The sequence below is a fragment of the Ruminococcus sp. AM31-15AC genome (assembly GCF_003462045.1).
Classification (GTDB): Bacteria; Bacillota; Clostridia; order Oscillospirales; family Ruminococcaceae; genus Hominimerdicola; species Hominimerdicola aceti.
The window spans coordinates 24,307-36,988 of the sequence record NZ_QTYG01000029.1; the positions used below are offsets into that span (position 1 = coordinate 24,307).

The 12,682-nt window shown below is 44.3% G+C and carries 12 protein-coding genes; 10 read left to right on the forward strand and 2 right to left on the reverse strand.

What is annotated here, in order from left to right:
- Positions 1-12: 12 nt before the first annotated feature.
- Entirely contained in the window at positions 13-609 is a 597-nt protein-coding gene (locus DW793_RS09165; protein WP_118157735.1) for a YfhO family protein, read from the reverse strand.
- A complete protein-coding gene (locus DW793_RS09170; RefSeq protein WP_181988331.1) occupies positions 603-2,687 on the reverse strand; it encodes a YfhO family protein in 2,085 nt (694 codons plus the stop codon). Before DW793_RS09170 ends, DW793_RS09165 begins: the two co-directional genes overlap by 7 nt.
- Positions 2,688-2,919: 232 nt before the next feature.
- On the opposite strand from DW793_RS09170, the gene DW793_RS09175 reads away from it, so the two are divergent.
- The 10 genes from DW793_RS09175 (at position 2,920) to DW793_RS09220 (ending at position 12,574) form a co-directional block, all read left to right on the forward strand.
- Positions 2,920-3,555, forward strand: a complete 636-nt coding sequence (locus tag DW793_RS09175; protein WP_118157739.1) for a peptidylprolyl isomerase — start codon at positions 2,920-2,922, stop codon at positions 3,553-3,555.
- 213 nt (positions 3,556-3,768) lie between these two features.
- The gene (locus DW793_RS09180; RefSeq protein WP_022287636.1) at positions 3,769-4,548 is read left to right on the forward strand and encodes a transporter substrate-binding domain-containing protein; all 780 of its coding nucleotides are present in this window, start codon (positions 3,769-3,771) and stop codon (positions 4,546-4,548) included.
- A 68-nt stretch (positions 4,549-4,616) separates the two neighbouring features.
- On the forward strand, positions 4,617-5,309 hold the full coding sequence (locus DW793_RS09185) for an amino acid ABC transporter permease (RefSeq protein ID WP_022287637.1): 693 nt from the start codon (positions 4,617-4,619) through the stop codon (positions 5,307-5,309).
- Positions 5,296-6,021, forward strand: a complete 726-nt coding sequence (locus DW793_RS09190) for an amino acid ABC transporter ATP-binding protein (protein WP_118157741.1) — start codon at positions 5,296-5,298, stop codon at positions 6,019-6,021. Before DW793_RS09185 ends, DW793_RS09190 begins: the two co-directional genes overlap by 14 nt.
- 137 nt (positions 6,022-6,158) lie before the next feature.
- Positions 6,159-7,508 carry a MurT ligase domain-containing protein gene (locus tag DW793_RS09195; RefSeq protein ID WP_118157744.1) on the forward strand — a complete coding sequence of 450 codons (1,350 nt, stop codon included), beginning with the start codon at positions 6,159-6,161 and terminating at the stop codon, positions 7,506-7,508.
- 1 nt (position 7,509) lies between these two features.
- Positions 7,510-8,250: a type 1 glutamine amidotransferase gene (locus DW793_RS09200; RefSeq protein WP_038672291.1), complete on the forward strand. Its 741-nt coding sequence runs from the start codon at positions 7,510-7,512 to the stop codon at positions 8,248-8,250.
- Between the two features lie 2 nt (positions 8,251-8,252).
- On the forward strand, positions 8,253-8,627 hold the full coding sequence (locus tag DW793_RS09205) for a hypothetical protein (protein WP_242989589.1): 375 nt from the start codon (positions 8,253-8,255) through the stop codon (positions 8,625-8,627).
- Positions 8,628-8,637: 10 nt separating this feature from the next.
- Complete coding sequence (locus DW793_RS09210) at positions 8,638-10,347, forward strand: MutS-related protein (RefSeq protein ID WP_117892058.1); 1,710 nt, start codon at positions 8,638-8,640, stop codon at positions 10,345-10,347.
- Positions 10,348-10,433: 86 nt separating this feature from the next.
- A complete protein-coding gene (locus DW793_RS09215; protein WP_181988332.1) occupies positions 10,434-11,537 on the forward strand; it encodes a TraB/GumN family protein in 1,104 nt (367 codons plus the stop codon).
- 41 nt (positions 11,538-11,578) lie between these two features.
- Positions 11,579-12,574, forward strand: a complete 996-nt coding sequence (locus tag DW793_RS09220; RefSeq protein WP_118157748.1) for a TPM domain-containing protein — start codon at positions 11,579-11,581, stop codon at positions 12,572-12,574.
- The last annotated feature ends 108 nt before the right edge of the window (positions 12,575-12,682 follow it).

Here is a 12,682-nt window from a genome sequence, read left to right on the forward strand (position 1 = left end):
CCTATTTTGTTATCAGCTATAAATATTCAGTATGCAAGGTGCAACATAAACCACTATCATCACTATAGCTCCCGCACCGATAACAGCCACAAGTGCAGCGGCTTCCATAGTTTCTCCGAATTTCAGTTTCTTTCTTATGAAGAAATATCCTGCTGTCAGCGCAATGCCTGCGATAGTCAGTGCAAGACCTGCATAAAAGCCATTTGGCACGCTTGTTACAGTTATTGTGTTCTCGCCCTCCTGCAAGTCAAAGCTTACAAGGTCACCGAAAACCTTGTCATATGAAACAGCCTTGCCGTTGACCTTTATTTTCAGACCCTCCTGATATGGTATCTGAAGCACACATTTCTGTCCTGCCTTTGCGTTCACGCTTCCTGAAAGCTTGCCGTCACTGTCTGTAAGACCGGCGGTCTGAACCTGTTCAAGTGCCTTTTCAAGCACATTGTGGTGAAGCCCGAAAACGCCATAGGAACGGCAGCCTGTGATGCCTTTTTTCAAGGTCACACGCACGTTGACGTGTTCATTTTCAAATTCTCCAAGCTTCAAAAGCCCGTTGCTTGACTGTGACGGATAATCCATCTGCATTACCTGACCATTCACTGTTACCATGAGCTTCCGTTTATATCCTCGCTGAGGCTGTTTGAAAGTTTGTCAAAGCAGTCAAAATAAAGTGTCTGCTTGTCCGTCACATCTATGCTGTAGTCCATGTAGGCTACATTGCCTGTGGTGTTGAAGGTGTAGTTCGGTTTAAAGTTACTGTCGTCCTGCACACCATAGATCGTGGTGTATTCGTAGTCTGTGATAAGCTCGTCACCGTTGCCGCCGAAAAGCTGTTCAAAAAGCTTCTTCTGAACGTTGCTTCTTGTGCCTGTGGATAGCTCCTCACTGCCGCTAAGGTCAGCGTCGGTCACAATGCCAAGTGGGAGATAGTATTCTGTCGGCACTATCTCGTAGGTATCGTTTGAATATACAGCGTCAGCCGAGCCTGTACTTTTTTCAATAAGATATTTTACTGACAGCAAAGCGTCAGTAAGCTCCGTTCCGCCATATGAGCCTACCTCCATCCAGTAAGAGGAGTAGCCAAGCTGCTTCATCATGTACATATAATCACGGCTTGTGAGGGAGGTGTAGTGGCTCAGGGAATTGTAGCCCATTGAGCCGACCAGATTGACCTCGAAAAGCTTGCTTGCGGTCTTTACTCTGTAAAAGCCATCTGTTTCGTCAAGCCTGTCTGAAAGATCCATTATCTTCTGATGATTAGCCGCACGGAGAGTATTGTTCATGCTTGGGGATACCATATAAATGTTCACGTTTGCGTATGACTCAGCCGCAACGAACATTGCAAGGAAGATCGCAAATATCTTCTTTGATATCCAGCCCTTTTTGTGCAGCAGAACGACAATCGCATAAAATGCCGCCGCCACAATGAAAAATTCAAGGCAAAGCTCAAAGGCGGTGCTGTCCTGCCAAAGACTTGAAGTGTATTTTGATATTCCCGAGCGGTTGTTTTCAACAAAGCCCTCAGAGAAGTTGTAAAAGCCGTAGATAAGTGCCGCAAGTATCAGGAAAATAACAAAGTGGTCGCAGTGTTTCTTTCCTTTTGCCACTGCGTTTTCCGATGAAAGAAAATATCCTGCGCAGATAAGTGCAAAGAATATGGTAATGAAAGCGTATCTGCATGGGAACGACATATAGCTTCCCGTGTGCCACATAAGGTTCGCAGGTTCTATTAAAATAGGTACGAGCATCAAAAAGAGCATTATAAGGTCGGTGTTAAGACGCTTGCTGCGCTTTTTGCCGTCAAGAAGAAATACCGCAACTATCACTATCACCGAAGCCGTTGACAACAGCAGGCAGAATGTGGTGTTGTAGTTTGTGATGAATGAGGCGGTTTCGATCTGTTGGATAACTGATTTAGAACGTCCGCTTGACAAGAATTGCAGGAAGCATGGTATCCATACCACCGCTGAAAGCAATGCACCAAGGAGCGAGCCTATAACAAATCTGCATGGAACGTCCTTGTATTTTTCCTCCTTGCGGTAACGCCAGCAGCAAAGAGCCATGAAAAGCAGTATGAATACAACTATCATGTAGCTGATGTAGTAGTTCACTATCATCATAAGTGTGAGCATGACAGTGTATGGGATAATGCGCTTTTTCTCGAAAAGCTCCCTGAATGCCACCATAAGAAGAGGGAAAAGATACATCATGTCAAGCCATATGTTGTTCTGATAATAGAGCATTCCATAGCCGCAGAATGCGTATATGACGCTGAGTACAGCGCCAATGTAAGGATCGAGCTTTTTTTGACAGGAGCGGAAATATATCTGCGCCGTTACAGCCGCTGTCATCATTTTAAGCACTGTGAGAATGTTCACAAGGTAGATTATGTCAGCCTTGTCAACAAAAAGCACAAGCAGGGTGTAGGGGCTTGCGATAAAGAAGAAGAAAACGCCCCACAGGTCCATTCCTCCTGCATTGTGGAAGTTAAGGAACATTCCGTCCTTGCCTGTGAAAATATCCTTGAAGTCGGTGAGCAGAGGTATCACCTGCTGTGACATATCACACCATGATACAGTTCCGTCACCAAAAGGGTAAAGCCCATGCCGATAAAAAGCAAATCCCATTATGAGCAATACAGCCAGAGGTGGGAAGATAAAGGGCAGGGCTTTTTTCAGCTTATCCATTTTGTTCAGTCCTCCATACATAACATAGTTTTATATTTTTCTTTAAAAAAACATTATAATTATACTCCATTAAGAGCCAAAAATCAATATTAAATAAGCCAACTTTAGGCTTCGTATGATGAAAATTATGTGAAAAACATGGTCTGATGTTGATTTTTTTGCAGTGAGGTGCTATAATAGGCTAGTGAAAAGGCAGAAATGTCATTAATGATGATCGAAAGGACGATAAAAAATGAAACTAAAAAAACTATTCAGAGCATTGGCTCTTTGCACAGCAGGCGTGCTTGCCTGCGCAGTTCTTACAGCCTGTGGAGATAAGGGCGACAGCTCGTCACAGACCTCTGCGGCTGACACTGACAAGAAGTTCGTTATCACGCTTTATGCCAATGATGCACCTATAACCTGCGAGAACTTCGAGAAGCTGGTAAAGGAAAAGTTCTATGACGGACTTACTTTCCATAGAGTCGTAGACGGCTTTATGGCACAGGGCGGTGACCCTAACGGTGACGGCACAGGCGGAAGCAAGGAAACTATCAAGGGCGAGTTCTCGGCAAATGGCGTTGAAAACAAGCTGAGCCATACAAGAGGCGTTGTTTCAATGGCAAGAGCCAATGATATGGACAGTGCTTCAAGCCAGTTCTTTATCTGCTACAGCGATAAGGATACTTTCCTTGACGGACAGTATGCGGCTTTTGGCATGGTAACAGAGGGCATGGACGTTGTTGATGACTTCCTCAAGGTGGAGAGAACAACAGGTTCAGACAACGCACAGTCAAAGCCTGTTACGCCTATCAAAATTGTAAAAGCTGAAATGATAGACGATGATGCAGACGGCAACCACAGAGTTCAGTTCACAATGGATTTCTAAGCTGATTTTCACAAAGAGGTGTCCCCATTGGGTGGATACCTTTTTTGTTTACTAAAATGGTTTGGCAAAACAAAAAATTCATAATTTATATATCAAATCACTGATAAAAGCTATTGCAAAAAGCCGTGTGTTCAGTTATAATATATGATATAGGTTTATGCACAGTCGGTATTGTAGGGCTGTCGCTATCAATTTTTGAAAGGAATGTATGTTATGAAGAAATTTGCAGCAGGACTTATTGCAGTGGCAATGAGCGTTACAATGCTTGCAGGCTGCGGAGTGCCTGCTAATACAGTTCACAGCGTTGACGATTTGGAGGGCAAGACTATCGGTGTTCAGCTTGGAACAACAGGCGATATCTATGCCGAGGACGTTAAGGACGCTAAGGTAGAAAAATACAACAAGGGTGCTGACGCTGTTCAGGCTCTGAAGCAGGGCAAGATAGACGCTGTTATAATCGACGCTGAGCCTGCTAAGGTATTCGTTGAGAAGAACGACGATCTTGAGATCCTTGACGAGCCTTTTGCTGAGGAAGAATACGCTATCGCTATGAAGCTTGACAACACTGAGCTTCAGACAGCTGTCAACGGTGCTCTCAAGGAGCTTAAGGCTGATGGAACACTTGACGCTATCAAGGCAAACTACGTTGGCGAGAACGCTGGCAAGAACCCATACAAGTCACCTGATAATGTCAGCAGAGATAAGGGTACGCTTGTAATGGCAACAAACGCTGAGTTCCCTCCATATGAGAGCAAGGAGAACGATAAGGTCGTTGGTATCGACGCTGATATGATGCAGGCAGTTTGCGACAAGCTTGGTTATGAGCTTAAGATAGACGATATGGCATTTGATTCTATCATCTCAGCTGTTCAGTCAGGCAAGGCAGACGTTGGCGTTGCAGGTATGACAGTTACACCTGACAGAGAGAAAAACGTTCTTTTCTCTGACACTTACACATCATCAAGTCAGGTAATAATCGTAAGAAAGAAATAATTTTTCACACTTCGGCTGTCGTAGAGCGGCAGCCGAAATTATTTTGATAAAGAACAGGAAGTGCTGAATTGAACAAATTGATCGACGATTTCCAGCAAAATTTTTTGGACGAGAGCCGTTGGCATTATCTTACCAATGGTCTTAAAACAACACTTATCATAACCTTCTTTGCGGTCATACTTGGCTTTGTGTTGGGATTTCTTGTGGCTATAGTCCGCTCTACTCATGATAAGACAGGCAAAATGAAGATACTAAACGCCCTTTGCAGAGTGTATCTTACAGTGATAAGAGGAACTCCTATGGTAGTTCAGCTCCTTATAACATATTTTGTTATTTTTGGAAGCGTGAACATAGACAAGACTCTTGTGGCTGTGCTTGCATTCGGCGTGAACTCAGGCGCATATGTGGCTGAGATAGTCCGTTCAGGTATCATGTCAGTTGATAACGGTCAGTTTGAAGCAGGAAGAAGCCTTGGCCTTAGCTATCGTCAGACAATGATATCAATCGTTCTTCCGCAGGCTTTTAAAACTGTTTTGCCTGCCCTTGCAAACGAGTGCATAGTTTTGCTTAAAGAAACCTCTGTTGCAGGATATATCGCAATTCAGGATCTTACAAAGGGCGGAGATATAATCCGTTCTCAGACGTTCTCGGCATTCATGCCGCTTATAACAGTTGCACTTATTTACCTTATAATGGTAGTTGTGCTTACTCATCTGGTAGGAAAGCTTGAAAGGAGGCTGTCGCAAAGTGATAGACGTTAAACATCTCAGCAAGTCTTTCGGCGAGGTCGAAGTGCTGAAAGATATAAACGAAACTATCGACAAGGGCGAAAAGGTCGTTATCGTTGGTCCGTCAGGCTCAGGAAAATCCACCTTTCTCCGCTGTCTTAACCTTATGGAAAAGCCGACCTCAGGTGATATATTCTTCGAGGGCGAGAACATCACTCAGGCGAACGAGCATGAAATGAACAAGCTCAGACAGAGAATGGGCATGGTTTTTCAGCATTTCAACCTCTTCCCACATCTTACAATAAAAAAGAATATCACTCTTGCCCCTGTGAAGCTTGGGCTTATGACAGCCGAGGAAGCCGACAAAAAGGCGGAGGAGCTTTTGGAAAGAGTTGGTCTGCCTGATAAGGCTGACGAGTATCCTTCAAGGCTCTCAGGCGGTCAGAAACAGAGAATAGCCATTGCACGTTCACTGGCGATGAACCCAGAAGTAATGCTTTTTGACGAGCCTACTTCTGCACTTGACCCTGAAATGGTGGGCGAGGTGCTGGAGCTTATGAAACAGCTTGCAAACGACGGAATGACAATGGTTGTCGTTACCCACGAAATGGGTTTTGCAAGGGAAGTTGCTTCAAGAGTTCTGTTTATGGCAGACGGAAAAATACTTGAGCAGAACAGGCCGTCAGAGTTCTTTGCACACCCTGAAAATCAGCGTTTGAAAGATTTTCTCTCAAAAATCATATAGAAGTCAACACCGCACAAGGGGCGCCTATCGCCTTTGTGCGGTGTTTTTTTGTTTGCAAAGGTCTAAAATGCTTGACATTATGGGCGTTATGGTCTATTATTATTTTATACGACTTTATTTTAATAGGAGATACATAAATGAGTTTAAAAAATGCTTTCACCATTATTTTCGGCAAGCTTATGGTAAAAACTCTGCACCTGCTTGGCAGGGACGCAGGCAACTTTCCCGGGCTTGTACTGTGGACTATAAATAAAGACTGCCTGAAGGCTTTCAAGGTGGATTGCCCTATCGTTGCTGTCACAGGCACCAACGGCAAGACCTCTGTTACAAACTATCTCAGCCACATTTTTGCAAGCGGTGGAAAGAAGATAATCACAAATCCTGAGGGAAATAACCTTGATACGGGAATATGCTCCCTCCTGCTCAATCACTGCGATATGAGGGGAAGAGTCCATGCCGATTATCTTGTGCTTGAAACTGACGAGTCCCACGTTCCTGTGGTCTATTCAAAGCTCAATTTGCAGACCCTTGTTCTGCTGAATTTCTTCCGTGACCAGCTTGACAGAAACGGCGAGGTGGAAACACTCATTCTCAAGGTGAAAAAGTTCCTTGAAACATTTGAGGGCAACGTTGTTCTCAATGCCGATGACCCAAACGTGGCAAGACTTGGACTTGCTAACCCCAATAATAAGAATATCCACTATTTCAGCGTTGACAGATATCAGGGCGCAACGGATAAGCCTTATGAGGTGGGCGAGGGCAAGTTCTGTCCTTTCTGCGATACTGAGCTTGTCTATGACTATTATCAGTATTCACATATTGGAAAGTTCCATTGCCCGAAATGCGGTTTCGGCAATATAGAGCCTGAGGTGGAGATAAAGAACGTTGACCTGACTGTTCCGTCATTTGAAGCAGACGGGGAAACATATAAGACCGCTCATAACAGTATCTATTATATGTATAACATGGCGGCTGTCTATACTGCCGCAAAGCTCTATAATTTTGATAAGGCTATATTGCATGACACTTTCCAGCATTTCGAGGTGAATAACGGCAGACTTGAACGCTTTGAGGTAGACGGTTCTAACCTGCTTGTGAACCTTGCCAAAAACCCTGTTGGCGCAAATATGACCCTGCGTGTGATGAATGAGCAGGCAGGCTCAAAGGAACTGCTTTTTGTCCTTAACGATAACCTTGCAGACGGTCATGACGTTTCTTGGATATGGGATATAAACTTCTCTGTGTTCAATAATGTTGACAGAGTTGTGACTTCTGGTACGAGAGCATATGATATCGCAATAAGAATAAAATGCTCAGGCTATGACCCTGACAAGATATTCGTTTATCCTGATCTTGACGAAGCAACAGCGTCACTCTTCTCCACAAAGGGAGATAAGTTTGCCATAGCCAATTATACTGCTATCCAGCCGACAAGAGCCGCAATAAAAAGATATAAGAGCCTGAAAGAAAACGGGGAGGAAAAGTAAAATGGAAAAACTGAAAATTCTTCATATGTATCCTAATATGCTTGACCTCTACGGTGACAGCGGCAACGTTGAAGTGCTTTCTTACCGCTGTAAAATGCGTGGCATAGAGCTGGAAGTTTCAAAGCATCTTATTGGTGACAAGGAAACTGATTTCACCCAGTATGATATCATCTATCTTGGTGGCGGTGCTGACTTTGAACAGCAGATACTTGCAGATGACCTTGTTTCCTGTAAGGACAGTATCATGGAAGCTTATAAGGCAGGAACGTTTTTCCTGATGATATGCGGCGGCTATCAGCTCATGGGTCAGTATTATAAGGACTCAAACGGTGAGAAAGTGCCTGGACTGGGGCTTTTTGATTACTATACTGTGGCCTCTACCGATAAAAGATGCAGATGTATCGGTAATATCGTTATAGAAGCTCAGCTTGACGGCGAGAAGTATAAGGTCATAGGCTTTGAAAACCATGGCGGACAGACCACCAACGTAAAGTCGCCCTTCGGAAAAGTCCTTTCAGGCAACGGCAATGAGTTTGAAAGCAGTACCGAGGGCTATATGGAAAAAAGCGTTATCGCAACCTATCTCCATGGACCGCTCCTGTCTAAAAATCCAAAGGTCAGCGACTATGTTATTTCATACTGCATGAGCCGTAAGCTTGGCGAAAAGTATATCCCTGCACCTATAAACGATAAGCTTGAAGAGGATTGCCGCAAACAGCTTTTTGAGAGGCTTGGTGTGTAAAAATGTTTTCACTGTTCAAAAAGAAGCAGGTTCAGAGCGAGCCGCCTCTGAAAAAGAAAATAAAGGATATGAAGTGCAGAAAAATAAACTACGTTGACGAGGGCTTTGATACCCTCGCATCGGAAATGTCTGCCGACCCGAAAGCTATTCTCAGGCTCAAGCCTGTGAACTATTATGCCATAAAAAATAAATATATTATGGGGAAAGTTTATACGTCTGAGGACTATCAGGAGAACTATGTGCAGTTTTTCAGATACGAGTATGACCACGAGTGTGGAAAAACTGATATCTACCCCCTAAGTGCAGAGCTTATGTCAAAGGCTCTTGCAAAGGTGGGCATAATAATAGACCTGAAAGCCCTTGCCAAAGACCAGTGAGGAAACGAAAATGGCTTCAAAACTTGATGAATTTGATATGAAAGCCCCTGTGGCTGACCTGCTTTATCCTTCTGTGGAAAAGCACAACGCAATGAAAAAAAGAGCTGCCGCCCTTGAAAAGCTCCCCAGAGCGTTTGTTGACAATCTGGAGCTTGAAAAGGTGGCTGATTTTATCACGCCCCATTACCAGTATCGTGTAATGAGGCTTTTTTGTGAGGTTTGCGACGATGAGGAGGTAATAAACTACCGCCTTGATATCCTTGATGATTTCATAAGGCTTCCGTCATTGTCTGCCACCATACGCAAGGTGATAAACGTCATGGTGGAAAATGACAGAAAGAACATCTATAATCTTACTACTCCCGACAGCTTTTCACAGCTTGATGATGCCATAAGCGGCTTTGACGCTTACATACAGTGCATGGAGATAATGCACGATTTTTATGGAAAAATGAAAGATAAGATACGCTCAGAGGGCGTAAAAAAGCTTTTTGCGTTCTTTGAGGAGCATTATGGTGACAAGCATTATATATCCCTGAAGGGTGAGATAGAGAAGCTTAAAAAGGCACTCTATGACCGCATAAGAAGCGTTACAGTCGCCATAAACCTCGATGAAAGGCTAGTTCCTGTTTCAGCAGGCATTATAGAGCTTTCAAAAGAGCGTTACGATATAAAGCCGTCCCTTGTTGACAGGATACTTTACCATGGGGCAAAGTTCAACGATAAGGCTGTTGTGAAAAATCTCAGAAAAAAGTATAATGACAGCGAGGTGTCTGACGATAAGCTTATCAACACTGTGGATAAGACCCTTTTTGACGAGCTTAGCGATCTTACTGATACTTTTGTGAAAATGATAGACAAGGTGCTTGCGGAGTATCAGAAAGCAGGCATTGCCGATATGCGCTATATAGACTATCAGCTTGAATACTACATGGGCGCAGTGGCTGTGATAGAAGCCTGTGAAGATCAGGGGCTTAAAATGTGCCGTCCGAAAATTCTTCCTGCAGGTGAGAGAAAAGCCGTCATAAAGGATATCTTTGACCCTGTTTATTTCCGTGAAGCCAGAATATATAATCTTGACCACAAGGAGAAAAAATCCGTTGTCACAAACGATATCACCATGGGAGGCGACAGCGAGGGCTTTTATGTGCTGACGGGCGCAAATAATGGCGGAAAGACCACATTCCTCCGTGCGGTCGGTCTGTGTCAGATAATGGCGCAGACAGGGCTTTATGTGCCTGCTTCATACTGTGAAATATCTCTTGTGGACTATATCTACACTCAGTTTCCACAAGAGGAAAAAACAGGTATCGACACAAGCCGTTTCACCACAGAGATAAAAGAATTCCGTGAAATAAGCGACACTATCACAGCAAACAGCCTGCTTCTTATGAATGAGTCTATCCAAAGCACAACCCCCAGGGAGTGCGTCGAGGTCGCCTGCGAGCTTTTGAGGATATTCTGCAAAATGGGCGTGAGAGGAGTTTTTGCAACACATCTTGTGGATATCGCATACAAGACCGTGGAGCTTAATAAAGACAGCACGCTCAGAACAAAGCTTGCAAGCATTGTCGCCGACGCAGATGATGAAACAGGAGAGCGAAAGTATAAGATAGTCCGTGGAATGCCCCGTGACAACAGCTTCGCTCAGACTATCCTTAAACAATACGGCATAGATATGGAAACGATAGAAAAGCGTATAAGAGAGAATAAAGCCTGATTATTACAAAATTGTAACCATACTTGAAAATTTCTTTGATGTGTGATATACTGAAACATACAACTATGAAGACAGGAGATAAAACCATGAAAAAGATACATAGAACATTGAGCCTTTTTACAGTCGCTGCAATGTGCACCGCACTTCTATGCTCATGCGGAGCGGTGTCTGACAGCTCACAGACCGACAGCAGCTCAAAGGCAGCCACAACTACAACAGCCGACACAACGGCTGATACAACCACCGCAGGGGAGGCGAGCAGTACAGCTTCTGCCGCTTCTGCACCTGACAGCAGTGTTTCAGACAGTTCATCAGCGGTAACGGACGATACAAAGACGAACGGCATAACACCTGCTATGTGGAAAGTGACTTCACCTGAGGGCAACACAATGGTGATGCTCGGCTCTTTCCATGCACTGAAAGATGAGTGCTATCCGCTCCCTGAGGCAGTAACGAATGCGTATAATAATGCTGATATACTTGCGGTGGAGTGCGATATAACCTCCACAAGCGAGGACGGCGAGTATATGAAAAATCTTATGAAGCAAATGCTTTATAATGATAACACAAAGCTCAGCCAGCATATTTCCGAGGAAGCATATTCAGCACTGCAAACATATCTCGGCTATTGGGGCATGGATATTTCCGCCCTGGAGGTCTACAGACCATGGGCTGTTTCAAGCACTCTTGATACCCTGCTTATTCAGGATTCCGGCTTTGACTCGGAAAAGGGTCTTGACAACTACCTTCTTACCACTGCCCACGCAGACGGCAAGGAGATATACGAAGTTGAGTCGGTGGATTTCCAGATGAATCTGCTCATAAACTTCTCTGACGATATATATGACCTTATGTTCAGAAGCTACAAGGGTGAAACCAAGGAGAGCCAAAAGCAGGCTCTTGAAGACCTCTATACCGCATGGAAGTCGGGGGATATCGAAACCTTCCTTGAGGAAGATAACGAGGAGGAGCTTGCAGGCTATACCGAGGAGGATAAAAAGATCGCCGAGGATTATAATAACCAAATGCTCTATGACAGAAACAAGAATATGGCAAAAGCTGCCGAGGATCTTATGTCTCAGGGCAAGAACGTGTTCTATGTTGTTGGAGCGGCACACTATGCGGGCGAGGGAGGAATAATCGACCTGCTTGAAAAAGACGGCTACACAGCCGAGCGTGTGCAGTATTGATGGATTTATAGATTTGTATAGGGGAAAGGGGTAAAAAATAAATGCCACATTCATCAGGGGGAGGCTCTCACAGCGGAGGGTCACACAGCGGCTCAGGCTTTTCCGGCTCTTCATCAAGCTCGGGTGAGTCGAGCGCTAAACACATAAAGCACACAAGCTTTCCCGGGGCAAGAAGATACGTATACTATGAGAACTATCGTCCTGTCTATGTCTATGCTGACTATGATATTCGCAAGGGAACTGCTTCAGGTAAGTTTTTCAGTATACTTGGCAGTGCTGTCAGCCTGCTCTTTGGTATCATGCTTCTTGCCATGTGCTATGATAAGCCGCAAAAAATGGATACAAGTCCATCTTATCACTGCGAGATAAAGGATACGGCAGGGGTCATTGATGATAAGGACAAGGTGCAGAATGCAATTGTTGATTTCTATGACGAAACCGGTATCCCCGTGGAGATAATGACAGTGAACAACGAGGATTGGCAGGGAAGTTATTCAAAGCTGGAGGACTTTGCCTACGATATGTATGTGACGGAATTTGACGACGAGGAGCATTGGCTGGTGGTCTATTCTGAACCTGCATCTCCTGACCCTGATTTTAACGATTGGTACTGGGAGGGTATGCAGGGCGATGATACCGACAATATCATAACTGTAGATGTAGCAGACGATTTCAAAGATCTTATGCAGAAATATCTTACCGCCAACAGCCGTTATGATGTCAGCTCTGCTATAGCAGCGGCTTTTGATGAAACTACGCCAAACGTTATGGACGGTCATGTAGAGTGGCTGTTTGTGATATGGGGACTTCTCATGTCAGGTATCGGGGCTTATGAGATATATCAGACGCTTATCACAAATAAAAAGGCTTACCGAAGCGCAGTGAAATGTGCAAATGATGCAAAAGAGGACACCTGCGAATACTGCGGAAACGTCTATGTTATTGGCACTTGTCATGAGTGCCCACACTGCGGAGCACCGCTCAGACCACATAACGTGGAAACAGAACAGCCTGTCGCAGATGCTGCAAAAAAATAAGAAACCTGCTAAGAAAAATCAATAGGCAAAATGAACAAAGTTGAGAAAAGAAGCAAAGGAAAAAACGATATAGCAAAGCTGACGTTTGAAGGAAGTATTCAAACGCCC

What these genes read in the sequence shown, in the direction of transcription:
- DW793_RS09165 (WP_118157735.1), bottom strand. Translation starts at nt 609, where the DNA reads ATGGTAACAGTGAATGGTCAGGTAATGCAGATGGATTATCCGTCACAG.
- DW793_RS09170 (WP_181988331.1), bottom strand. Translation starts at nt 2,687, where the DNA reads ATGGATAAGCTGAAAAAAGCCCTGCCCTTTATCTTCCCACCTCTGGCT.
- DW793_RS09175 (WP_118157739.1), top strand. Translation starts at nt 2,920, where the DNA reads ATGAAACTAAAAAAACTATTCAGAGCATTGGCTCTTTGCACAGCAGGC.
- DW793_RS09180 (WP_022287636.1), top strand. Translation starts at nt 3,769, where the DNA reads ATGAAGAAATTTGCAGCAGGACTTATTGCAGTGGCAATGAGCGTTACA.
- DW793_RS09195 (WP_118157744.1), top strand. Translation starts at nt 6,159, where the DNA reads ATGAGTTTAAAAAATGCTTTCACCATTATTTTCGGCAAGCTTATGGTA.
- DW793_RS09200 (WP_038672291.1), top strand. Translation starts at nt 7,510, where the DNA reads ATGGAAAAACTGAAAATTCTTCATATGTATCCTAATATGCTTGACCTC.
- DW793_RS09205 (WP_242989589.1), top strand. Translation starts at nt 8,253, where the DNA reads ATGTTTTCACTGTTCAAAAAGAAGCAGGTTCAGAGCGAGCCGCCTCTG.
- DW793_RS09210 (WP_117892058.1), top strand. Translation starts at nt 8,638, where the DNA reads ATGGCTTCAAAACTTGATGAATTTGATATGAAAGCCCCTGTGGCTGAC.
- DW793_RS09215 (WP_181988332.1), top strand. Translation starts at nt 10,434, where the DNA reads ATGAAAAAGATACATAGAACATTGAGCCTTTTTACAGTCGCTGCAATG.
- DW793_RS09220 (WP_118157748.1), top strand. Translation starts at nt 11,579, where the DNA reads ATGCCACATTCATCAGGGGGAGGCTCTCACAGCGGAGGGTCACACAGC.